Below are 23,546 nucleotides of genomic sequence, written 5' to 3'. Positions count from 1 at the left end.
CGCTCTCACCAGCCTTTTTCAGAATCGGATTGATGTAGGATCCAGGAACGAACATCCCCTATCAAATATAAAGTGCCGGATACGACAGCCAAATCGTCCTGCCCGGTTATGCTTTGCAACCGCTCAAGCGCTGTCTTCCAGCCAGGTTCAACGATCACATCCACGTCGGAACGGCCGAGTTCATTTAATATGGATTTGGACAAATCGGCAAGACGCGAGGCATCTTCCTTTTTATGCCAATCGGGTTCTGTCAGGATGAGAGTATTCACCAATGGTAGTATATGCCGCAAATAACCGGAATGATTCTTTGTTGCCAGCATTCCCATCATAAAATGTAGCTTATCGTATCGGTACGTTTCCCGTAGTGTGCGGGCCAGCGCGGCCCCCCCTTCGGGGTTGTGGGCGCCATCAATCAAAATACGCGGCTGTCCACTGATCATTTCCAGCCTTCCCGCCCATTTCGTAGCCTTCATTGCCTGCATCAGCACGTCGTCTTCCACGATCAGCGCATAATACTGGCGGAGCAGCTCGATCGCCATGAGCGCCACAGCCGCATTTTCCAGCTGGTGGCTGCCGTTCATCGTAATGCCAACATCGCGGATATTCCGGTACGGACCGGAGAAATGGAAAGTTTGATCGTTTTCCATTGAAGCTACAGACTCAATACGAAACTGCCGGTTCATCAAATAAAGCGTGCTGTGCTGCTCTGCCGCCCTGCGCTCGACGGTTTCGATTACTTCCGGCTGCGCCACTGCGCTGACGACGGGTACGCCCGATTTAATGATGGCCGCTTTTTCACCGGCAACCTTCGCCAGCGTATCGCCCAGCACATCCATATGGTCGTGGCCTACGTTAGTGATAACCGTCAAAATCGGGGAAACGATGTTCGTAGAATCCAGCCTTCCCCCTAACCCGGTTTCCCAAACGACGAAGTCCGGATAAGCGACGCGGGCGTAATATTCAATCGCCGCCGCTGTCGACACCTCGAACATCGTAGGCTGCCCCAGCTCGGACGACGCAATCTGATCGACAAGCGGCTTTATTTTGTTCACGACGCGCAGCAGATCGTCATCGGCAATGTTTTGTCCGTTATAACGTATGCGGTCCGTATATTTCTCAATATACGGGGATGTGAACGTGCCTACGTCATATCCGCTCTGTGTGAGCACCTCGGTCAAATAGGCGCAAACCGACCCTTTGCCGTTCGTACCGGCCACGTGTATGAATTTCAGGCGCCGCTCGGGGTTGCCGAGCAGCTCCATCAGCTTTTCCATCCTTTTCAAACCCGGTCTCATTCCGAATTTCACGAGATTAACGATCCAATCGACCGCTTGCTCCGCACTTTGAAAGCTGCCGTCCGGCAGCTCGTTCGCAACATTCGTTACGCTCACTTCACTCACCCTCTCAGTTCCGCGAGACGCGCGATCACTTTATCCCGTTTGTCCGCATAGTCCGCCAGCTTCGCCTTTTCTTCGTCGATGACTTTGGCCGGCGCTTTGGCGACAAAGCCTTGATTGGCAAGCTTCTTCTCGATCCGTTCGACTTCGCCGTGCAGCGTCTGCAGCTCCTTCTCCAGCCGGGCCAGCTCCTGCGAAATATCGATCAGCCCCGCAAGCGGCAAGTACAGCTCCGCTCCGGTCACAATACCCGTCATCGCTTTATCCGGCGTCATCAAATCAAGGCTGATTTCCAGCGTCGAGGTGTTGCTGAAACGGCGAATATATTCTTCGTTCCGTTTCAAAATAGCGAGCGTTTCTTCACCGGAAGGCTTCACCAACAGCTCGACCTTTTTGCTCATCGGCACATTCACTTCAGCGCGGATATTGCGAACCGAACGGATGATATCCATCAGCATTTCCATCTCCCGAACCGCATCGGCAGCTTCAAAGCGGCTTGCGTATACCGGCCATTGCGCCAACGTAATCGTTTCGCCCTCATGCGGCAGATGCTGCCATATTTCCTCGGAAATAAACGGCATGAACGGATGAATCAGCCGCTGCGTCCGGTCGAGGACGTACGCAAGAACCGATTGGGTCGTCCGCTTCGCCTGTTCGTCGGTTCCGTACAGCGACAGCTTGCTGAACTCGATGTACCAATCGCAGAGATCGTCCCAAATGAAATTGTACAGGAGCCGTCCGGTTTCGCCGAACTCATACGCATCCATCAAGCGTGTCACGTCGCGAACCGTCTCGTTCAACCGGTGCAAAATCCAGCGGTCCGCCGTGTTTAAGGCTCCGCTCAAATCGATATCCTGAACCTTGAAATCGCCCAGGTTCATTAACGCAAACCGCGAGGCGTTCCAAATTTTATTGGCAAAATTGCGCGCCTGCTCTACCTTCTCCCAGCGGAAGCGCAAATCCTGCCCCGGCGTCGAGCTGGTCGACAGCATGAAGCGCATCGCATCGACGCCGTACTTTTCGATGACCTCAAGCGGATCGACGCCGTTGCCTAACGATTTGGACATTTTGCGGCCCTCCGCATCACGGACCAAACCGTGCAGCAGCACGTTCTTAAACGGAATTTCGCCTGTGAATTCCAATGCGGTAAAGATCATCCGGGCCACCCAGAAATAAATGATGTCATACCCGGTAACAAGCAGATCCGTCGGATAAAACCGTTTCAAATCGTCCGTCCGTTCGGGCCAGCCCAGCGTGGAAAACGGCCATAAGCCGGAGCTGAACCAAGTATCCAGCACATCCTCGTCCTGGCGCAGGCTGGCGCTGCCGCAATGAGAGCATGTCTCAACCGCCTCGTGCGCCACATGAAGCTCGTTACACGAGTTGCAGTACCAGGCCGGAATGCGATGTCCCCACCACAGCTGCCGGGAAATGCACCAATCGCGTACATTTTCAATCCATTGCAAATAAATTTTTTCAAACCGGTCAGGTACAAAGTTCGTACCGTCCCCCGTTTTTTGCGCCGCGATCGCACGTTCGGCCAACGGCTTCATCTTCACGAACCATTGCGTCGACAAATACGGCTCGACAACCGCTCCGCTCCGCTCGCTATGGCCGACCTGGTGAACATGCTCCTCGATTTTGACGAGCACGCCCGACTCCTTCATATCGGCTACGATCTGCTTGCGGCATTCAAAACGGTCCATTCTGTTGTATTTGCCGGCATTTTCATTCATTTTCCCGCCTTCGTCCATAACCAGCACCTGCGGGAGGTCATGCCGTTTGCCTACCTCAAAGTCGTTCGGGTCATGCGCCGGCGTAATTTTAACCGCTCCGCTCCCGAATTCTTTCTCGACATATTCATCGCCTACGATCGGAATTTCACGACCGATAATCGGCAGCACCAGCACTTTTCCGATCAGGTGCTTATAGCGCTCATCCTCCGGATGAACCGCTACCGCCGTATCGCCCAGCATCGTTTCAGGACGCGTTGTGGCGACAATTATAAACTCGCTGCTGTCTTTCACCGGATATTTGAGATGGTACAGGCTGCCCTGCACCTCCTTGTATTCCACTTCAATGTCGGATAATGCCGTGCGAGCCGCCGGGTCCCAGTTTATGATGTAGCTGCCGCGGTAAATAAGACCTTTTTCATACAGCTTGACGAATACTTCGCGAACCGCCTTGGACAAGCCTTCATCCAAAGTAAAACGTTCGCGCGAGTAATCGAGGGAGAAGCCCATTTTCGCCCACTGCTCATGGATCGATTCCAGATACTGCTCCTTCCATTCCCATACTTTTTCCAGAAATTTCTCGCGGCCCAAATCGTAACGGCTTACACCCGATTCACGCAGCTTTTGCTCGACTCTCGTTTGCGTTGCGATGCCCGCATGGTCGGAGCCGGGAAGCCACAGCGTGTCGAAGCCCTGCATCCTTTTGGTACGGATCATAATGTCCTGCAGGGTGCAGTCCAGCGCATGACCGATATGGAGCATACCCGTCACGTTCGGCGGCGGAATGACAATGGTATAGGTTTCGGCGCCGGGACGCTGACCCGCTTTAAAATATTGGCCTTTCAACCAATAGTCATACCATTTCTCTTCCGCTTCCTTCGGATCGTAGGTTGTCGGCATTTGCGTCGTTTTTAGTTCTTCCATGTCTGAACTACCTCCATTAATTCTACTTATGTCCAGAAGTGTGGTGATGCGAGTTCACCGTTCTTCCTAAGAACAGAACAAAGTCCCCCAAAAGTGAAATGAAGCTCTGAAGCGAATTCCGCTAACCCGTGTCCACCGGGTTTCGTCAAGAGTGCAACCAACTCTTGACCTTACTTTTGGGGGAGCCCCCGATTATGCACGGAAATATGCTGCGCATAATTTCCTAAACAACAAAAAAACCTTCCGCCGCAAAGGACGAAAGGAGCTGCTTCCGTGGTACCACCTTTATTCCGCAATGCGCAGCGTTCCGCAACTGACCCTTCATCGGGCTTCGTCGTACATACGGGGAACCGGTCTGCCATGCGGCACTTCAACAGATAACGGCTGTGACCGGCAGCGCCTGACGCTCAAGAACCAGCGGTACGGACTTTATTCAAGCTTTCCGTAGACGTTAGAACCCGATGCATGTCAGCACTGCAACTCCAGGGCGACTTCGGCCAGTTACATCCTGCGGAACCTCTCAGCGTAACAATTCCGCTCTCTGAAGGGTTGGCTGCCTATTATTCCCTATCCAAGTTGATACAGTATAATTATTCCTATGATAAACAACATTAAGCAAGGAGTCAATACAGTGGCTGCCTATTCATGATGCTATGAAGTCTATTCAAAGATGAGCGACCGCGGCTTAGCTCTTGAAATGACAGAATCCTTCAGCTCCGCTGGAAACTTATAGATTCCATCATTATAACCAAAAAACACCCCGATCAAACCCGGTTAAGGGATGATGGGGTGCCGATCCTGCAATTTTGCGGCTGAGCTTATTTGGGAATATATACAATCTGGCCTTCCGTAAGCTCGCTTTCGCCCAGACGGTTAAACAGCGCAATTTCCCGCGGGTTCAGCTCATACCGCTTGGCGATCGTTTCGAGCGTTTCTTCCTTCTGCACGATGCACAGCCGTACGCGCCTGAACTCCTGCCGCTCGCTCATCGAATTGAGCAGCAGCTTTTTCCATTCCAGCTTGCCGCCTTGGTTCGAGGAAACTGTCTGCATTTCCTGCTCTGGTTCCTCCTGGCTTTTTCCATCGATCTTGCCGGTAGGGCTGCCAAGCAGCGAAGCCAGTCCGTTCGACGATACCGGCTTGGATTCTTCCGGCCTTTTACCGGAAAACGCGACTTTCAATTCCTTCTTTTCATCCGGCGGGGCAGAGTCCAACGCCGCCATCACAGGCTCGGCCTGTTCGTCATATTCGGCCGCCTGGGCGGCAACATGCTCCGCTTCCGCGTCCACGGAATTCGACGTATGCACGGCTGCACTGACCGCGTGCGCTTCCTCGGCCGGAAAATCGACGCGCAGCGCCTGTGCGTTAAGTCCGGATTTAACCGGTAGCGTCGAACTATTCTCGAAATGGGCGTTCTCTTCGGACGGCTGCTGTTCTTCGTCCCGGTCAATGTCCTGGTCTAACTGCGACGGCGATTCGTGGACGAATACAACCTCTTCCTCCGCCTCTCCCCAGCTTTCGCCGGGCGACTCGGAAACCGACTCAAGCCCGTTTAGCGACAACACGCCGGTAATGTTCAAGCTCCTCGTCGACAGCAAATCCACATCAAAGTTGTCGATTTCGACCGAAATGTCCTCCACCCTCTGCACCCGGTTCATCGGGAGCGTAATTTCAACGGGTATCAAATGCTCCAACGTCCGGTTTACGGCATCGTACTCGTCCATATAGGTACCGGTCAAAAGCAAATTCCCTTTTAACAGCGCCTGCTCCCCCTGCGGCAAAACCTGAATGTGAGGAACGAGCTCCACTTCTTCCAGCTCCTTGATTCCCGCCACCCCTTCAGTCAAATGCACCCGCTCATAAATATCGAATCTCAATCCGCCTTGATGCTGGGTCAATGTTATGTCCTCCTTCCGGAAACTAACTCGCAACGATTTTGGATAGTTAATTTCACTTGTCTATTAATTTATATGGGTTTTGGAGGAGGAGCATGACTATATTTTTTGCAAATGCGAATATAGCCGCCGAAAATCGTCCGGCCATGGAGCGGAAGCTTCGAGCGGTTCGCCTGTCAGCGGATGTTCGAAGGCGAGAGTTTCCCCGTGCAGCGCCTGCCGCGATATGATTCCGGCTGCTCCGCCGTACAACATATCCCCGCAAATCGGATGCCCGATATGGCTCAGGTGAACCCGAATTTGATGCGTTCTGCCGGTGTCCAGCTTCAAACGGACCAATGCGGCGCCTGTCAATTTTTCCAGCACTTCGTAGTGCGTCACCGCACGGTCGCCCGTCGGAGATACCCGTCTGCGGGCGGCGTGGTGGCGGTCCTTGCCGATCGGCGCATCGATCGTGCCGCTCGCAGCGGTCGGACATCCTTGCACAAGCGCCACATAACTGCGGCCGATCCGCTTCTCTCTCATGGCTCTGTCCATCGCAAGCTGCGCCCACTCGTGCTTCGCGTACAGCACGGGCCCCGTCGTATCTTCATCGAGTCTATGAATATGCCGCACTTTGCATCTCTGGCCGGTAGATTCATAATGAAAAGCAACCGCATCCGCAAGCGTCGTCCGGCCGCTTCCTTGCGTCGAGCCGTCGCCGTGCACCTTGAGGCCTGCCGGCTTGTTGACAACCAGGCAAAAATCATCCTCATACAACACGTCTATCGGCATCCATTCAGGCATATAATTTATGGATTCATTCGGAAATATCCGAATTCGAACACGTCCGCCCTTGACCGAAAGCTCCCCTCTGTTCAGCAGCTTCCTGATAAACGCATCCGAGGCCTGGATGTAGTTCGCAATTTCATAAGGATCTGCAAGCGGCTGCGGCAGCAGCAGCTCCAGCCACTCCCCTTTTTTTTGCCACGGCACCATATACACCCGCTCCTTTTTCCATAAAATCTAACTAAGTTTGGTCATGATTTATTTCGATAAAATAAGCCGTAAGCCACGATTCCCGCAAAAAGGACAAAAAAGCCAAACATTACCATGATCATTTCAAGCGTAATTCCATAAAAGCTGTATTTGTGCATGCCGTCCGCTCCAATTCGTTAGGGATGCCATAAATTATAGCATTAATGCGCCGCCCGCCCAAGGATAAACGGTTACACCGTCTTTCGAGAACGAGCGCATTTGTCAAGGTGTGCGAAGCGAAGCATATAATCAATCCTAATCTACTCAAAAACCGGCACATTCCGACGGCTTCGAAATCGGCTGTCTATCAAACCGGTCGAAAATATGATAAAATAAGCGAGATATGCATGTTTTTTACTAGAATTGGCAGGGCGCTTCAACTTTTTTCCTAATCGAAAACAGGAGTGAACTTAATTTGAGTACCGCCATACAACTTTTGAAATCGACAAGAAAGCAGCTGCGCGACTGGAGCTGGCTCAAGCGAATGCTTCTGATTATCGCCGTGCTCGCATTTCTAGCCTCAAGCTTTTTGTTTTTGACCGGCCCCGGCACGAGTTTGCGCATTTGGATGGCCGAGACTGTCATTATTACGCAGCATCGCGAGTGGGCCTGGATCTTCGTCGGTGCGGAGCAGCGCGACGAAATGGTCCGCAAAATGCATCAATTCATCGAGAAAAATGCTGAGGAAAAGCAGAATATGGGCCTTATTCAGCACAAAACGTATAAAAAGAACCGGACGATCGACGAATTGATCAAGGTTGAGGATATTTCCGGACGCTTGTGGAAAGGCAAGAAAATGTACGTTTTCGATCCGAAGTCGATCCGGGTGATGACGCCCGTAAAATCCGGCGAAGGCGAAAGAATCACCTCCATGGTCAAACGGACCGGCGCGGTGGCCGGCGTAAACGGAGGAGGTTTCGATGATCCGGAAGGTCTCGGCAACGGCTTTGCCGCACTGGGCGCGATCATTTCCGGCGGCGATATCGTTTTTACCGACCAGGACGGATCGATTCCGCAGCATATCGTCGGATTTACAAAAGACGGGACTTTGGTCATAGGCAAATATAATATGTTTGAGCTTAGAGATATGGGCATTTCGGAAGCGGCTTCGTTTTATCCGCGCGTTATCGCCAACGGCAAGCCGCTTCCGATCAGCGATGGCAGCCGCGCACCGAGGACGGCGGTCGGGCAAAAAGAGGACGGAACCGTCATCTTTATCGTAGTCGACGGCCGACAGGCGCACAGCGTAGGCGCTACCTTGAAGGAAATCCAGGATATTTTCCTCGAGGACGGCGTCGTCAATGCGGGCTTCCTGGACGGAGGCGCATCGTCGGAGATGGTAGTCGACGGGGAGCTGATTACGAAGCCTTCCAGCCGTTATGGCGAGCGTCGTCTGCCTTCGGCCTTTCTGGTGTACGACCATCCGGAGGATGTCGTTGCCAATCGGGTTTGGGACGGCATCGACAAGATCGATCCGGGCGGTTCTTACGATCATCCGGACTTTTTAAAGGAGCAGGCCGAACTTAAGGCGAAGCAAAAAAATAATCCGGCTCCGCCGCCGGCGTCCAAAACCGAGCCTGAAAAAACGGAGCCAACAAAAGCTTCAGATACCGGTTCAAGCACGACGAAACCGGCCGATACCAAAAAAACGCCAACCGATACCAAAGAAACCGACGGCGCGAAAACGCAAACGCCGGCAGCGGGTACCGGGGCGGGTACCGGCAGCAAAGATAAGGAGCCGACCACAGGCAAGACGGCTCCGGGCAGTACCACGCAGCAACAAAACGGAGGCGCTGCGCAGCCGCATAACAACGGTACCGGCACGCCGCCGGCAAGCGGCAGCGGCGGGGCAAGCGGCAGTACCGCGCCGAACCGCCCGGCCGATACGACACAGCATGGGAACGGCGCAGCGCAGCAAGGCGATGTCCCGGCGGGCTCGGGCTCAGGCGCACTGCCGCCTAACGAAACCAATGGCGGCAAGTCGTCTGCTCCGGGAGGCACCGCCCCGGGCGGCGCTGCACAGACACCGGGGACAACAGCTCCGGCGACGACGTCACCGACTCCGGGAACCGGCGTACCGCCGGCCAAGGAGTCCGTTCCGAAATCGGCGGATCCGGCTCATACGGGCTCATCCACTCCGGCGAATAGCAACCAAGCCGGCGGCAGTCCGACGACATCGCAGCCGGTACCTTCCACGCAGGAAACGCCGGCCGCGCCAACGGTACCAACGGCAAACAAAACCAACTAGTACAATGACAGCAAAGCAGGAAGAACGCCTTTTCGTACTTCCTGTTTTTTTTCCCTGTTATCGCATTATGCCCTTCACTTCGATACACGCGTCATTCGCCCTTCGTATGTCAGCTCCGGATATGCGCACAAAAAACCTCCGCCGCGCATTTTAAGCGGTCGGAGGTTCACTCGATTATGCTTTTAATGCATGATAATGCGCTTGAATCGTCGCTTCGATATCCTCATCGGTATGCGCGGTCGATACAAACATCCCTTCGTATTGCGAAGGCGCGATACTGATGCCGTAATCGAGCAGCGCAGCGAAATAGCGGTTGAATTTTTGCAAATCGGACGTTTTGGCCGTTTCATAATCCGTAACCTGACGGTCGGTGAAAAACGGGCAAATCATCGAGCCTACGCGATTGATCGTGCTGGGTATGCCGAGCTCGCGGGCATTCGCCAGGAAACCGGCCTCCAGTCGGGCGGATTTCCGCTCCAGCTCCTCATATACGCCCGGCTCGCCGAGCAGCTTCAGCGTCGTATATCCGGCTGCCATTGCTAGCGGATTGCCGGAAAGCGTGCCCGCTTGATAGATCGGCCCGCTGGGCGCCATCTGTTCCATAATTTCGCGTTTGCCGCCATAAGCGCCGACAGGCAGACCGCCGCCGATCACTTTGCCGAGACAGGTAAGATCCGGCGTAATGCCGTATAAGCCTTGGGCGCAGTTCAAACCAACGCGGAAGCCTGTCATGACCTCGTCGAAAATAAGCAGGCTGCCGTATTGCGAGGTTAAGCTGCGCAGTTCCTGCAAGAAGCCGGCCTGCGGCGGGACGACGCCCATATTGCCGGCAATCGGCTCCACGATGACCGCCGCGATCTCTTCGCCGAACCGTTCAAAAGCTGTGCGGATCGAATCGATATCGTTATACGGAACCGTGATTGTATTGACAGCCACATTCTCCGGAACCCCAGGGCTGTCCGGCAGTCCAAGCGTCGCTACGCCCGAGCCTGCTTTAATGAGCAGGGAATCGGCATGTCCGTGATAGCATCCTTCAAACTTCACGATTTTGGACCGCTTCGTATAGCCGCGCGCCAAGCGCAGCGCACTCATCGTCGCTTCCGTACCGGAGTTGACCATTCGGACCTGCTCCATCGAAGGTACTCTGTCAATAACGAGCCGGGCCATAGCCGTTTCCAGCTCGGTCGGCGCCCCGAAGCTCGTCCCCAATTCGGCCGTTTTCTTGATCGCCTCCACCACCTCAGGGTGGGAATGGCCGACAATGAGCGGTCCCCAGGAGCCGATATAATCGATGAACTCGTTGCCGTCAATATCATACACACGGGAGCCTAATCCCCGCTCCATGAACAGCGGCGTCAAACCGACCGATTTGAACGCGCGCACCGGGCTGTTCACGCCGCCGGGAATAATCTGCTTCGCCTCTTCAAAAGCTTTCGTCGACCGCGAATCTTTTCTTTTGTTTCCGTTTGTCATTTTTACCCCTCCTAAGAGCCTTGCTTGCAGCAAAGCTAACTTCCTAAGCATATGCTAAGCTTTGCTAAAGCAAAGCTGACTTCGTTATGTACTCCCGGCCTTAAGTCCCGCTTTTGCCATAAATTTACTTGAAAAGCCTACTAAACCGATATATAATTATTCGGACTATGGAACCACATCCATTGAAACGGGGAGAAGCGATGATCGATTTCCTAAGAAATGTTCCTTTATTTTCCAATTTAAACGATAATCAATTGACATCGATTTCAAACATTTGTACGAAAAAAGCGTTTCGATCCGGAACCGTCCTGTTTCAAGAAAAAGAACCCGGCTCCGTCTTCTACATTGTGTTCAGCGGCTCAGTCAAAATATACAACACGGCGGTTACCGGTGAAGAAAAAATTCTTTCACTGTTCAAAAAGGGCGACAGCTTCGGCGAGCTGTCATTAATCGACGGCAAGCCCCGTTCCGCCTCCGCGCAAACGCTGGAAGACAGCATGCTGATTTCGCTGGATGCCCATAACTTTCTGGGGCTGCTTCAACAAAATTTCGATATATCGCTGTGCATTATGCGCGAGCTGTGCAATCGATTGCGGGATACGAACCAGCATGTGTACGATTTAACCTTCCTTGATGCGAGAACCCGCGTCATCAAAAGCTTGATCAAGCTTGCCAATAAAAACGGCGTCCGCAGCGGCAATGTCATCACGATAAAGATGATGCTGAACTACGACGAGGTGTCCCAGATGGCCGGCGTTCAGAAGCCGATCCTGATGCAGGTTATCAGGGATTTCCAGGAAAAGGAAATCATCCGATTCGATGGCCCGGAATTAAAGCTCGACCTTGCCAAGCTGCGCGGCTAAGGCCGGAAGCTCCCTTCTCCGCAATCCTCATGCGTAAGGGCAACCGGCTTCGCCGTCACATGGACGATCGCATTTGTCAATGTTGTATGAGGCGAAGTATGAGTCTCTATTGGTTCTGTTCAACTAGGACAAGCCCGACGCTTAATCGGGCTTATTGGCTTGAACCGGCAGCCGTCAGCTGCGCTGCGAGCGCCAATGCCGTTTCCTTCCCCTGACGGACGCAGTCGGGAAGCCCTACGCCGTGGAAAGCGGCGCCGGTTACGTGTACGCCCGGCATTTGCTTCGCCAAGCCGCTGCGCACACGCTGGACCAGCTGCAGATGGCCGACCGGATACTGCGGCATGGAACGCGGCATTTTCGTAATTTCCGTAAACATCGGCTCGGCCGTAATACCCATCAACTCCTGCAAATCATGCCGAACCGCCCGAACGATTTCCGGCTCGGACATCCCCATCCAGCGCTCATCGCCGGAACGGCCGACATAGCAGCGCAGCAGCACCTTTCCTTCAGGCGCGGTATGAAGCCATTTCGAGGACGTCCAGGTACAGGCGGTAATGAATCTGCCCTCGCTGCGCGGAACGAGCAATCCGCTGCCATCCAGCTCGCGTACCATATCCTGTTCGCGAAAAGCGAGAATGACGTTCGCCACCGAAGCATAATCGATGTCCATCAATTCATGCGCAGCCGGCACCTCCTGCAGCAGCGGCGCGATGGCGTAGGCGGGCAGCGCGATGACGGCGCCGTCGATGCTTTCCGTTTGACCGCTGCCATAGGTCAGTTCGTAGGGCCGCCCCTCCCCCGCTCCATCAGCCTTCCGAATGGAACGAACCTCCGCTTCCTTGATGAAGCGGACGCCGTCGCGAACCAACGCTTCGGTCAAGCCCTCCACAATTGTTTGCAAGCCCTGCTTGAACGTCAAAAATACGGTATTTTTCGCCACCTCGGGCATTGTTCTGCTTTCCTCGCCGCCCTGTTTGCGGTTGCGGGTCATCCCGATGATTAAACTGCGGTGCTTTTGCTCCAGCGAATGAAACTGCGGGAACGTCGCTTTGACGCTCAGCGCATACGTATTCCCCGCATAAATGCCGGCCAGCAGCGGCTCGGCAATCTGCGACAATACTTCCTTTCCGAGTCTCCGCTCCAAAAATGCCCCGAGCGACTCGTCGTCCTCACTGCTCCGCTTGGGCAACAGCAAATCCAGGGCGGCGCGCGCCTTGCCTGCGATCGACAGCAGCCCCGTTTTCATAAACGGTCCGAGCTCCGTCGGGATCCCCAAAACAAGTCCGGGCGGCATACGGTGAAACCGGTTTTTATGAATGATGTACGTTTTTTTAGCGTTCGGATTCGTGCCCGTCAGCTGATCCTCCAGCCCAAGCTCTCTGGTCAATTCGATCATTGCCGGCTTGCGCGCCAAAAAAGAATCCGGCCCTTTTTCAATAACGAAGCCTTCTTTTCTTAAGGTATGAATACGGCCCCCGAACGAACTGCCTTTTTCGATCAAGGTTATCCGGACAGCCGCGCCCCGCTCCGCCATCGCCTTTTTCAAATAATAGGCTGCGCTTAAGCCGGTAAGGCCGCCGCCGATAATGGCCACATGCTTCGGTTCATTCCCCATCCCGCATCAATTCCTCTCGCATAGCGCATAAACGACATCGCTTAACGTACCCATATACAACGGATCCGTATTGAGAGAAGGAGTACGCTCCAGATGAACGCCCAGCTCGCTTGCCGTCTGCTGCGCTTCAATATCGAGGTCGTACAAAACCTCCAGATGATCGGATACGAAGCCGATCGGACAAACCAGCACATGCCGTATCCTTTCCTTGGCGCTGACGGTATGCAGCACATCCAGTATATCCGGCCCGAGCCATGGGGTTCCGGTCTGCCCGGCGCTCTGCCAGCCGAATTGCCAGTTGGAAACGCCGGTCCGGGCGGCAATCGCCCTTGAGGTTTCCAGCAGCTGCTCCGGGTACGGGTCTTTCATTTCCAATATTTTCTCAGGCAGGCTGTGTGCCGTAAACACAACTCTGATTTCATCTTTCGGCACATCGCCGAACCGCAAGAGCGTATCCGTCACGCGACTCGACAAAGCTTCGATCAGCTGCGGGTGCAGATGATAGCTTTTGACAAACCGGATATCCAGCCCTTGCTCGGCCGCTTTGTCCTGCGCCCGCTTGATGTACCCTCCGACGCTCATCACCGAATAATGCGGCGCCAGCACGACGCCGACCGCCTGCCGGATCCCGTCCTTGACCATCCGCTCCACACCGTCCTCAATGTACGGCGCCGCATGCTTCAATCCCTGGTAGCACGTAAACGACAGTTCCGGATGATCGGCATTCAACCGGTCCTCCAAAGCCTGCACCTGCTTGTTCGTATTTTCGCGCAGCGGGAAAAACCCGCCGACAATCGCCTCGTATCGATCCGTCAAGTCTTTGAGCTGCTCGGGCGTAGGCGGGTGCCCGCGACGTATATGCGTGTAATAGGCTTCCACCTGGTCCAGGCTCTCCGGAGTACCGTATGACATAACCAAAACGCCGATTCGCTGTTTAGACATTTACACACCGCTTCCTTGTTTCGATTTGGCCAGAGCTTCCTTCGAGTAAGCATGTATGAATTCGGTCAGCTCGCGCAGCTTGTCGAGCGAAGCTTCCGGAAACAGGCCGTGACCCAAATTAAAAATAAACCCCGGCCGCTCAACACCCTGATCGATGATCGCTTTTGCCTGCTCTTGAATGACCGGCATCGGAGCCGTCAGCACATAGGGGTCGAGGTTGCCTTGTACGGCGTACCGCGATCCGACCCGCCTGCGGCCTTCTGCGATCGAAACGCGCCAATCAAGCCCAATGACATCGGCCTCAATCTGTCCCAGAAGCGGCAGCAGCTCGCCGGAGCTCACGCCGGGGAAATAAATTTTCGGCTGCTCCAAATGGCGAAGCTCCGCGAATATTCTTGTAATGGTGGGCAGTACGTATTGTTTGAAATCATTCGGCGAAAGTGCGCCCACCCAGCTGTCGAACAGCTGTACCGCCTTCGCTCCGGCAGCGATTTGCGCTTTCAAATAGGTAATAACCATATCGCCCAGCTTATCCATCAGCTGAAACCAGACAGCCGGCTCGCTGTACATGAGCTGCTTGGTCCGGATATAGCTCTTGGTCGGTCTGCCTTCAATCAGGTAGCTTGCAATCGTAAACGGAGCGCCCGCAAACGTAATGAGCGGTACCTGGAGCTCCGCCGCCAAAATTTCAATGGTTTTCATAATATGAGATAAGTCCTTTTCCACCTGAATCGGACGAAGCCTCTCCACATCGGCCGTGGAACGGATCGGGTTATGAATGACCGGACCGACGTCTTTGACAATGTCGAAGTCGATGCCGATGGAGGCAACCGGATTCATAATATCCGAATATAAAATCGCCGCATCCACGCCCAGCTTGCGCACCGGCATCATCGTCACTTCTGCGGCCAGCTCCGGCTGCCTGCAAATTTCGAGCAGGCTGTACTTTTCCTTCACTTTGCGGTATTCCGGGTCATAGCGTCCCGCCTGCCGCATATACCACACCGGAAGCGTATCCACCGTCTGCTTTTTACAGGCTCTGATCAACGTATCGTTATAACTCATCGCTCTACCTCGTTTCCGTATACCCCCAAAGCACATTCCCCAAGCAAAATCCGCTTCGCAAGCATAATTTGTTCTAATCATTATTATGCCCTATTTGGCAGCCTGTAACAACAGAATGGGTCCCGAGATTCCGACAAAAGTATGACAAGAACCGCGCCCGGACAGCCGTTTCGCCGGATCTCAAACTCAACGTCCTATGAATGTGAAAAAGCTTCTCCCGCACAGCCGCAAAATGCGAGCCGCATGGGAAAAGCTATAAAATTCATAATTCGGTTATATGGATTCGCGTACCCAGCGGGCCACATCTTTAGCGAAGTAGGTAATAATCAGATCCGCACCCGCCCGCTTGAAGCCGGTCATCGTTTCCATCACGATCGCACGCTCGTCGACCCAGCCCTGCAGCGAGGCCGCTTTAATCATTGAATATTCACCGCTCACATTGTAGCATACAAGCGGCAGGTCGAATTGGTCGCGCAGCGTCCGTATAATGTCCATATAAGCCATTGCAGGCTTGACCATCAAAAAGTCCGCACCCTCGACGACATCCGACTCAGCCTCGCGCAGCGCTTCGCGGGCATTGGCCGGATCCATCTGATACGTCTTCCGGTCGCCGAATTGGGGAGCGGAATGCGCCGCCTCGCGGAAAGGCCCGTAATAGGAAGACGCGTATTTTACCGCGTAAGACATGATCGGAATATGATCGTAGCCCGCTTCGTCCAGTCCTTGACGAATCGCATAGACGAAGCCGTCCATCATATTCGACGGGGCGATGATGTCGGCGCCCGCTTCGGCTTGGGCAACGGCGGTTTTCACGAGCAGCTCCAGCGAACGGTCATTATGCACTTCGGCGAGCTGCGTCTTCTCATCGACATGCACGTAGCCGCAATGGCCATGATCGGTGAACTGGCACAAGCAGGTATCCGCTGCGATGAGCAATTCCGGGTGCTGCTTTTTGATACGGCGGGTTGCCTGCTGCACAATGCCGTTATGGTCGAATGCCGAGCTGCCCTCGGCATCCTTATGCTCGGGAACGCCGAACAGCATGATCATTTTAATGCCTAGCGAAACGACCTCCTGAATCTCCTCTTCGAGACGGTCCAGCGAAAAATGATATACGCCCGGCATCGACGAAATTTCATCCTTGATTTGCGTGCCATGCGTTACAAAAATCGGATAAATCAGATCATTCACCGAAACCGCGTTCTCTCTGACCAAACTGCGAATCGCGCTCGAGCTGCGCAGTCTCCGGTTGCGAACGATTGGAAATCCCATTGCTTTTCCCCTCCTGAGATTACATGTTAATTGAGACTGTCGATTAAGTGCGGCCCTATAGCAATTCTCAATGCCTTTTCCATATTCATCGACAGTCTCTGCTTATATGTTAAAAGCTTATTACAGAACGATACCGCTTTATCCGCCTCATATTCGCCCGACTTCTAACGTTTGCAAGGCAAGCGCTACGGTTGATATAGCCCGGCCACAAGCGATTCGACGGTCGCTTCCTCCGCCAAATAATCGACGCCGAGCCCGGCTTCTTCTGCGGTTTGCGCCGTCATCGGTCCGATACAGGCTATCCGGCAAGGGGCCAGCAGCTCCAACGGATCGGAAACCCCAAGCTCCTGCAGAGCACGCAGCAAATTCGTAACGGTGGACGAGCTTGTAAAAGTAATAATATGAATGGCCTGCTGCCGCAGCAGCTCGATCAGTTCCGCACCGCCGCTCGTCTCCAATACGGTCTCATATACATCCACCTCGGTCACTTGAAGTCCCAGTTCGCGAAGCTTTGCCGGAATGTAAGCCTTGGCAATATCGGCCGTCGGCAGCAGCACCTGCTGCCCCGGCTTCAGCTCGGCTTCCAGGCTGGCCAGCAGCTCGTCGCCTTGAAACTTGGGGGGCAGCATGTCCGCCAGCAGGCCGCGATTCAACAGCGCATCGGCCGTTTTCGGGCCGACGGCGGCGATTCGCGCCTTGCTCATGCCGCGCACATCGATACGCCTGTCCCGAAGCTCCTCGAAAAAGCGTTCTACCCCGTTCACGCTCGTAAACAAAACCCAGTCGAAATCCGGCAGCCGCTGCAGGGCCAAGCCTAACGCCTGCTGTGCGGCGGCCTTCGTCGGAGGCTGTATGCGGATCACCGGAAACTCGACCGCCTCGCCGCCCAGCTCCTCGATCTGACTCACCAGATCGCTTGCTTGACTGCGGGCGCGCGTGACGAGAATGCGGCGGCCGAACAGCGGCTTTTTCTCAAACCAAGCGAGCTTGTCGCGCAGCTTGACGACCTCGCCGACGATAATAACAGCGGGCGATTGAAAATTCGCCGCCTTCACCTTGTCGAAAATATCGGTGAGCGTGCCTGTGAGCGTCGCCTGCTCCATCCAGGTTCCCCAGCGGATCAGCGCGACCGGCGTGGCGGCCGATTTACCGCCTTCGATCAATTGACTGCATATAAATTCCAGGTTCGCCACGCCCATCAAAAAAATGAGCGTGCCCGAAGCCTGGGCCAAATTTCCCCAATTCACGCTGCTGTATGTCTTGTTCGGATACTCATGTCCGGTTACGATCGAAAATGAGGACGTAAAATCACGATGTGTGACCGGAATGCCGGCATAAGCGGGAACCGCGATCGCCGATGTGATGCCCGGCACGATTTCGAACCGGATTCCATGGTCGGCCAACAGCTCCGCTTCCTCGCCGACCCGGCCGAACACGCTCGGATCGCCGCCCTTCAGCCGGGTAACGATTTTGCCTTGGAGCGCCAAATCGACCAGCAGCCGATTAATTTCGCTCTGCTTCATCATATGCTTGTCCGGCAGCTTGCCGACAAATATTTTTTCCGCGCCTGGCTTCATATGCCTGAGCAGCCTTGGACTTGCCAAGCGGTCGTATACAACGACATCGGCGCGCTGTATGGCCTCCAGTCCCCGAACCGTTATCAGCTTCGGATCGCCCGGCCCTGCTCCAACGAGATATACGACTCCCTTACTCACCCGTCTCAGCTCCTCACCATCGCCAATAATTCAGCGGCACCCCTGGCAATCAAAGCATCCGCCAACTCATGCCCCAGCTTGTCCGGATCGGTTCCGGTCATGGTCTCTTTAAGCATGCTGTCCCCATCCGGCGAGCCTACCATCCCGGTCATCGCGATGCCGCCGTCGGCGGCGATTGTCGCATATGCGCCGATCGGCACCTGGCAGCCGCCGTTCAGCTTGCCGAGAAAGCTCCGTTCCGCCGCCACCGCAAGGGCGGTCGGCGCATCATTATAGTGCTTGAGCAGGTCAAGCACGAATCCGTCGCCGCCCCTGCATTCGATGCAGAGCGCTCCCTGGCCTACGGCAGGGATGCATACCTCGGGCGGCAAATAAGCGCTGATGCGATCCTCCCAGCCGATCCGCCGCAAGCCGGCGGCCGCCAGCAGTATCCCATCGAAGCCTTCCGATTCGAGCTTCTTCAGCCTCGAATCGATGTTGCCCCGGATCGACTCGATCCGCAGATCCGGGCGGTAATGCTGCAGCTGGCACGCACGGCGCAGGCTGCTCGTGCCGACCTTCGCTCCCTGTGGCAGCTCGTCGAGGCCGGCGGCTCCGCGCGTGATCAGGCAGTCGCGCGGGTCTTCGCGCAGCGGTACGGCGCCGACGACAAGCCCTTCGGGAAGCTCCCAGGGCATGTCCTTCATACTGTGCACTGCCATATCGATCTCGCCGTCCATCAGCGCCTGCTCGATTTCTTTGACGAACAGCCCTTTTCCGCCAACTTTGGATAACGTTACGTCCAAAATCCGGTCGCCCTTGGTGACGATTTTTTTCACTTCAAATTCGCATTCGATGCCATGCTCCCGGCACAGCGCCCGCAGATGCTTCACCACCTGCCCGGTCTGCGTCAGAGCCAGCGCGCTCTGCCTCGTACCGACGATAATTTTGCGCATACTCTCATCTCCTCTGCTTCTGAGTCCCCCAATAATGACGTAATGCTCCGAAGCTAACTCCGATAACTTTTTGGGTGAGCCCCCGATATTTTTTTAATCGAGCCGGCGAATCCATTCGTCCAGCTGCCGGATTCCGGCTTCCGTCGGATCAGCGGCGATCCGTAATGCCAGCTCCCTCCCGGCCTGCTCGTCAAAGCGTCCGGAGCGAATCCACGCAAGCAGCTCCAAGTCCAATATCGCCCGGAATATCGCCTGCCTTTCCGCCGTATCGCCGACGATCGACTGAACCAGCACGCGCAGCTGCTGCAGCAGCTCCAGGTACGTCTCGTACTCGTCGCCGAACATTTGCTCCAGTTCCCGTTTAACCTTTCTGGCCGTGCCGGGACTTGCGCCTTCGGTCGAAACCGCGATGACCAGCTTGCCCCGCCGCACGACCGCCGGAACGATAAAACCGCTGCCTGCCGCGTCATTGGCTACAGTAACCAGCTTGCCCAACGATTCCGCTTCCAAACGCACCGCCGAATTGATCTCCGTTACATCCGTCGCCGCAAAAACAAGAAACGCTTCGCCCAGCTCCGGCATGCCCGGACGGTATCGTTCGCGGATCAGCCTTGGCGGCATTTCGCCCGACAGGGCCCGCTGCTCCAGCTGTGCCGTAAAAGACGGACTGATCAGCGTAACCTCCGCACCCGCTTCGAGCAGCGCCTCAGCCTTGCGCTGCGCTACCGTTCCGCCTCCGACAATGACGCAGTTTTTCCCCTTCATGTCGAGCATTAATGGGTAATACCTTTTACCCTCCGGTTGTTTCACCGCATCCACCCGTCTTTCGGTTATGACCATTGATGGAAGGCCGAATAAAAGTTGGCAAACACCACATTCAGCGCCATAATGCAAAAAGCGGCCAAATTCCAAAGCGCCAGTCTGTCCCCGGGTATTTTCATCACAATACGCTGAAATAAATAAAACGTATAGGCCAGCATCACAAACCAGGAATTAATCACCTTCGGATCAAAGAGCAGCCTGATATCTCCTTCAAGCACAATCCATACCACGCCGAGCGAAAGACCGAGCAATAGCAGTGGAGCGCCGATAATAACGGACACATATGCATAATGATCGGTTTTATCCAGGCTTGGCAGCCGCTGCATCAGCTTCGACCATTTTTTCTCCTTCAATTGCCGGTGCAAAAACCAGTACATCCCCGAAAAAACGCCCGCTATCGCGAAAGCTCCGTAGCTGCCGATCGACAGGCTGATATGTATAAAAAGCAGCTCATCGCTTATTTTCCATGAGGCCAGCGTCGGCGATACTTTCGGATTGCTGAAAAAATTCAAAGCCAACACGGCGAACCCGATCACATTAACCGAAAATACGAATAGCTCGATTCGAAAAAAGCGGCTTATGATCAGCGATACCGCAACGAGCAGCCAGGACAGCATAAACAGCGCTTCAAACATCGAGTAGGCAGCCGCCCGGTTATGCTCGATCAAACTGAATACCAGATAGACCGTTTGCAAAACCCATACAAAAGAAAGCAACCCTGCACCCATCCGTTTCGCACTTCGATTCGAACCGACGAAGTCCGAGAAGTAAAACAGCAGGCTCAGGGCATATATATAGATGATCGCATCATATAACCAGCTTTTCGTAACCATTGACCAAGGCACCTCTCCCGATTACGATTTAGCCAAGGCATCGGCGGGCGTCATTGGAACCGCAGTGACTTGCTCTTCCTTCCAACGGTCATGGGCACCTTCCGCGGCCGACTTCCGTGCGGCCTCCTCCTCCTGCTCCAGTTGTGCCATCTGCTCCTCGAGCGCGAATATTTTCGTAAAATAGTCCAGCGCCTCATCACCGTGTCGTTCGGCCGCCATTTCCTTGATGCGGTTGACAGGGTCACGCAGCATTTGATTGACGATGCTTTTCGTCAGCTTGCGAATGACTTTAAGCTCCCGTTCGTCCAAATCGGGCAGCTTCTTCATCAGGCTGTCCATCGTTTCCTCATGGATCATGCCCGCCTTCGTCTGCAGAGCCTGAATAACGGGGCTTACCCCCAATGTCTTGGTCCATTGCTCGAATGCCCGCATTTCTCCGACTATCATCTCCTCGATCACAACAGCCGCCTTATGGCGCTCCTGCAAATGATTGTTGACAATCGTCTGCAAATTGTCGATGTCGTACAAGAACACGTTCGGCAGCTCTCCGATGGCCGGGTCCAAATCGCGCGGAACCGCGATATCGATCATGAACAGCGGTCTGGAGCGGCGTTTTTGCAAAACTGCGGCAACCTGCTCCCGCGTGAGCACCAAATCCGCTGCGCCGGTCGAGCTGATGACGATATCGACTTCCTCCAAATATTGAAGCAAACGGTCCATCGAACAGGCGACGCCTTGAAACTTGTCCGCAAGCTCTTGCGCCCGGCTCAAGGTACGGTTGACGACAATCACCTTGTCCGCCCCGTTGGCATATAGATGCTTCACCGTCAGCTCGCTCATTTTGCCTGCGCCTACGATCATCACCTTCTTATGATCGTAGCTGCCGAAAATCCGTTTGCCGAGCTCGACAGCCGCATAGCTGACGGATACCGGGTTTTCGCCGATCCCGGTTTCGGTATGCGCGCGCTTCGCCATCGTGACCGCTTGCTTGAACAGCGTGTTCAGCATCACGCCTGTCGTTTTTTCCTGCTGAGCCAGCTGAAGCGCATCCTTCACCTGACCCAATATTTGCGTTTCCCCGATTACCATCGAATCAAGGCCGCTGGCTACGTGGAACAGGTGGTCGATCGCTTTATCACTCTCATAAATATATAAATGCTTATTGAACTGTTCGCGGGGAACGCCGAACCATTTTTCGATAAAGCCGCGCAAATAATGTCCGCACAAGTGCTCCCGCTCGACAACCACGTATAATTCCGTCCGGTTGCAGGTGCCGACAATGACACATTCCATGACGCTCTTCGTTTGCTTGAGCTCCTTCAGCGCCCGGGTCAGCTCTACCTCGGAAAATGTAAATTTTTCGCGGATCGCCACCGGCGCCGTCCGGTAATTTAAGCCCGCTACAACGATATGCACAGTCGTCACCTGCCTCCCCCTTTGTTTTCTGAAAACATTATAGCATATATAGCCGGGCTGCTCCGACAAATTTTTTGTATAATATGTGAAAGCGGCGCTTATCACTTATATATTTTCAGCCTAATTTGTCCGCTTTATACCGGAACTGGATTCGTTTCGGCCGCGCCGGCTATTGCAGCAGCTTTTTTCGCAGCAGCTCCGTCATCGCCTTATCCGCTTTCATCAATTTATCGTTTTGCGCGGATACGATCGAATAGCTCGGCGACATAAGCTTCCCGTAAGCGTCGAACATGTCGGCATACTGCTTGCGGATCTGCTCGAGCGTCTGCGCTTCGTCCGCCTTCAGCGGCCGCTGCCCGCCGATCTGGAGCCTCACGACATACTGCATCAGCTGAGTAAGGCCGTTCAGCGGCGTCAGCCGATCCTCGCCGAATGCCAGCACGAGATGCTCATGCGTGAAATTCGCCGTGTACACGGCCTGACGCAGCAGGTCCAGTCCGCCGGTCCCCTGCATTTGATTCACATCGTTCAGAAAGCTGCCGAGCAGCTCCATCTGAAACATGGAAACCTGGTACAGCAGCTTCCCGGCGTTTTGCTTCTCCGCATGGCCGCCTAACATCCCGACAATTTGATAAACCGGCCAAACCACCAAAAACAGCAGCAGCACATAAATATACAGCTTTTTTTTCCGTTTCACCGGAGTCCCCTCCCCAGCTTGCATTTTGTCCCATTTGAACGATAAGATATTTACAAATTTTCAGCGGAGCTGAACAATTCTGTTATTGCAAGAAAAGCTACATCAAAAACACGAATGTATCTTCGTCGAAAGGGCTTCGGTCAGAAGCTTTTCTTAATATTGTATGGGAGGGGGGGTATGGAAATTCATAAGGGTCGTTCAAATAAAAATAACCACGGACCCGAATCGATCCATGGCTATTGTTCCCTTATACGGGCGATTATTTTATTTAATTAACTGCGCCTGTTTAATAACCGGCGTTTCCACAACAAGCTCGCCCATACCGCGAACCAGCTTTTTCGCATGTACCGTCTCAGGCTTCAGCACGGAAACCATATAGTCGATTGCCAACTGAGGATCAACCGTTTCACCGCATGTGTAACAATCGAGAGCGGCGAAACCTTTCTCAGGATACGTATGAATGGAGAGATGACTTTCCGACAATAAAACTAGCACTGTTGCACCTTGCGGCTCAAACTGCTTGGATTGAACCGACATGACCGTCGCTCCGCATGCCTCGGCAGCCTCTACCATTTGTGCTTGTAACCATTCTGCATTGTTGAGAAGATCAAAATCGACTCCCCAAGTATCAACAGCAACGTGTCTTCCGAAAGTTGAATATTCCATCCTTCGGTTCCCCCTTCC

The 23,546-nt window shown here is 54.2% G+C and carries 18 protein-coding genes; 2 read left to right on the top strand and 16 right to left on the bottom strand.

All coding sequences use genetic code 11. The features are described 5' to 3' along the window. Nucleotides 1–5: 5 nt before the first annotated feature. The 4 genes from E1757_RS13575 to E1757_RS13560 all read right to left on the bottom strand — a co-directional run bounded on the left by E1757_RS13575 (nucleotide 6) and on the right by E1757_RS13560 (nucleotide 6,927). Nucleotides 6–1,400 carry a bifunctional folylpolyglutamate synthase/dihydrofolate synthase gene (locus tag E1757_RS13575; protein WP_425464838.1) on the bottom strand — a complete coding sequence of 465 codons (1,395 nt, stop codon included), beginning with the start codon at nucleotides 1,398–1,400 and terminating at the stop codon, nucleotides 6–8. After that, nucleotides 1,397–4,054 (bottom strand): valine--tRNA ligase, encoded by a 2,658-nt coding sequence (locus E1757_RS13570; protein WP_133228877.1) that lies wholly within the window; start codon nucleotides 4,052–4,054, stop codon nucleotides 1,397–1,399. The genes E1757_RS13575 and E1757_RS13570 overlap by 4 nt, the downstream gene beginning before the upstream one ends. Nucleotides 4,055–4,872: 818 nt before the next feature. Next, nucleotides 4,873–5,952 carry a LysM peptidoglycan-binding domain-containing protein gene (locus E1757_RS13565; protein WP_133228875.1) on the bottom strand — a complete coding sequence of 360 codons (1,080 nt, stop codon included), beginning with the start codon at nucleotides 5,950–5,952 and terminating at the stop codon, nucleotides 4,873–4,875. Nucleotides 5,953–6,048: 96 nt separating this feature from the next. Beyond that, on the bottom strand, nucleotides 6,049–6,927 hold the full coding sequence (locus E1757_RS13560) for an RluA family pseudouridine synthase (RefSeq protein ID WP_133228873.1): 879 nt from the start codon (nucleotides 6,925–6,927) through the stop codon (nucleotides 6,049–6,051). Between the two features lie 454 nt (nucleotides 6,928–7,381). Between E1757_RS13560 and E1757_RS13555 the strand changes: the two genes are divergently transcribed. Further along, a complete protein-coding gene (locus tag E1757_RS13555; protein WP_246079185.1) occupies nucleotides 7,382–9,214 on the top strand; it encodes a phosphodiester glycosidase family protein in 1,833 nt (610 codons plus the stop codon). A gap of 174 nt (nucleotides 9,215–9,388) precedes the next feature. Here E1757_RS13555 and hemL read toward each other — a convergent pair whose 3' ends face one another. Beyond that, nucleotides 9,389–10,687 carry a glutamate-1-semialdehyde 2,1-aminomutase gene (gene hemL / locus E1757_RS13550; RefSeq protein ID WP_133228871.1) on the bottom strand — a complete coding sequence of 433 codons (1,299 nt, stop codon included), beginning with the start codon at nucleotides 10,685–10,687 and terminating at the stop codon, nucleotides 9,389–9,391. A gap of 200 nt (nucleotides 10,688–10,887) precedes the next feature. On the opposite strand from hemL, the gene E1757_RS13545 reads away from it, so the two are divergent. After that, nucleotides 10,888–11,550: a Crp/Fnr family transcriptional regulator gene (locus E1757_RS13545; RefSeq protein ID WP_165972108.1), complete on the top strand. Its 663-nt coding sequence runs from the start codon at nucleotides 10,888–10,890 to the stop codon at nucleotides 11,548–11,550. Between the two features lie 151 nt (nucleotides 11,551–11,701). Here E1757_RS13545 and hemG read toward each other — a convergent pair whose 3' ends face one another. The 11 genes from hemG to speD form a co-directional block, all read right to left on the bottom strand. Continuing rightward, complete coding sequence (hemG, locus tag E1757_RS13540) at nucleotides 11,702–13,165, bottom strand: protoporphyrinogen oxidase (RefSeq protein WP_133228867.1); 1,464 nt, start codon at nucleotides 13,163–13,165, stop codon at nucleotides 11,702–11,704. A gap of 6 nt (nucleotides 13,166–13,171) precedes the next feature. Further along, nucleotides 13,172–14,107, bottom strand: coding sequence for a ferrochelatase (hemH, locus tag E1757_RS13535; protein WP_133228865.1), 936 nt, complete (start codon nucleotides 14,105–14,107; stop codon nucleotides 13,172–13,174). Further along, nucleotides 14,108–15,172, bottom strand: coding sequence for a uroporphyrinogen decarboxylase (hemE, locus tag E1757_RS13530; protein WP_133228863.1), 1,065 nt, complete (start codon nucleotides 15,170–15,172; stop codon nucleotides 14,108–14,110). 273 nt (nucleotides 15,173–15,445) lie between these two features. Beyond that, entirely contained in the window at nucleotides 15,446–16,444 is a 999-nt protein-coding gene (gene hemB, locus E1757_RS13525) for a porphobilinogen synthase (protein ID WP_133228861.1), read from the bottom strand. Nucleotides 16,445–16,629: 185 nt separating this feature from the next. Then, nucleotides 16,630–18,159, bottom strand: coding sequence for a uroporphyrinogen-III C-methyltransferase (cobA, locus tag E1757_RS13520; RefSeq protein WP_133228859.1), 1,530 nt, complete (start codon nucleotides 18,157–18,159; stop codon nucleotides 16,630–16,632). A gap of 5 nt (nucleotides 18,160–18,164) precedes the next feature. Further along, the gene (gene hemC, locus E1757_RS13515; protein ID WP_133228857.1) at nucleotides 18,165–19,094 is read right to left on the bottom strand and encodes a hydroxymethylbilane synthase; all 930 of its coding nucleotides are present in this window, start codon (nucleotides 19,092–19,094) and stop codon (nucleotides 18,165–18,167) included. Between the two features lie 93 nt (nucleotides 19,095–19,187). Beyond that, nucleotides 19,188–19,904 carry a precorrin-2 dehydrogenase/sirohydrochlorin ferrochelatase family protein gene (locus E1757_RS13510; RefSeq protein ID WP_165972107.1) on the bottom strand — a complete coding sequence of 239 codons (717 nt, stop codon included), beginning with the start codon at nucleotides 19,902–19,904 and terminating at the stop codon, nucleotides 19,188–19,190. Between the two features lie 20 nt (nucleotides 19,905–19,924). Further along, a complete protein-coding gene (locus E1757_RS13505) occupies nucleotides 19,925–20,749 on the bottom strand; it encodes a cytochrome C assembly family protein (RefSeq protein ID WP_133228853.1) in 825 nt (274 codons plus the stop codon). Between the two features lie 21 nt (nucleotides 20,750–20,770). After that, entirely contained in the window at nucleotides 20,771–22,165 is a 1,395-nt protein-coding gene (hemA, locus tag E1757_RS13500) for a glutamyl-tRNA reductase (protein WP_133229114.1), read from the bottom strand. A gap of 169 nt (nucleotides 22,166–22,334) precedes the next feature. Then, entirely contained in the window at nucleotides 22,335–22,862 is a 528-nt protein-coding gene (locus tag E1757_RS13495) for an S-adenosylmethionine decarboxylase (protein WP_133228851.1), read from the bottom strand. A gap of 264 nt (nucleotides 22,863–23,126) precedes the next feature. Beyond that, entirely contained in the window at nucleotides 23,127–23,528 is a 402-nt protein-coding gene (gene speD / locus E1757_RS13490; protein ID WP_133228849.1) for an adenosylmethionine decarboxylase, read from the bottom strand. Between the last annotated feature and the right edge of the window lie 18 nt (nucleotides 23,529–23,546).

It is taken from the genome of Paenibacillus piri (genome assembly GCF_004354045.1).
Lineage (GTDB): Bacteria > Bacillota > Bacilli > Paenibacillales > NBRC-103111 > Paenibacillus_S > Paenibacillus_S piri.
This window is presented reverse-complemented; position numbering and strand designations above follow the sequence as displayed.

Coding starts and splice junctions, on each gene's coding strand:
- speD (WP_133228849.1), bottom strand. CDS start 23,528: ATGGAATATTCAACTTTCGGAAGACACGTTGCTGTTGATACTTGGGGA.
- hemB (WP_133228861.1), bottom strand. CDS start 16,444: ATGGGATTTCCAATCGTTCGCAACCGGAGACTGCGCAGCTCGAGCGCG.
- E1757_RS13570 (WP_133228877.1), bottom strand. CDS start 4,054: ATGGAAGAACTAAAAACGACGCAAATGCCGACAACCTACGATCCGAAG.
- hemC (WP_133228857.1), bottom strand. CDS start 19,094: ATGCGCAAAATTATCGTCGGTACGAGGCAGAGCGCGCTGGCTCTGACG.
- hemE (WP_133228863.1), bottom strand. CDS start 15,172: ATGAGTTATAACGATACGTTGATCAGAGCCTGTAAAAAGCAGACGGTG.
- hemG (WP_133228867.1), bottom strand. CDS start 13,165: ATGGGGAATGAACCGAAGCATGTGGCCATTATCGGCGGCGGCCTTACC.
- E1757_RS13545 (WP_165972108.1), top strand. CDS start 10,888: ATGATCGATTTCCTAAGAAATGTTCCTTTATTTTCCAATTTAAACGAT.
- hemL (WP_133228871.1), bottom strand. CDS start 10,687: ATGACAAACGGAAACAAAAGAAAAGATTCGCGGTCGACGAAAGCTTTT.
- E1757_RS13560 (WP_133228873.1), bottom strand. CDS start 6,927: ATGGTGCCGTGGCAAAAAAAAGGGGAGTGGCTGGAGCTGCTGCTGCCG.
- E1757_RS13505 (WP_133228853.1), bottom strand. CDS start 20,749: ATGGTTACGAAAAGCTGGTTATATGATGCGATCATCTATATATATGCC.
- hemH (WP_133228865.1), bottom strand. CDS start 14,107: ATGTCTAAACAGCGAATCGGCGTTTTGGTTATGTCATACGGTACTCCG.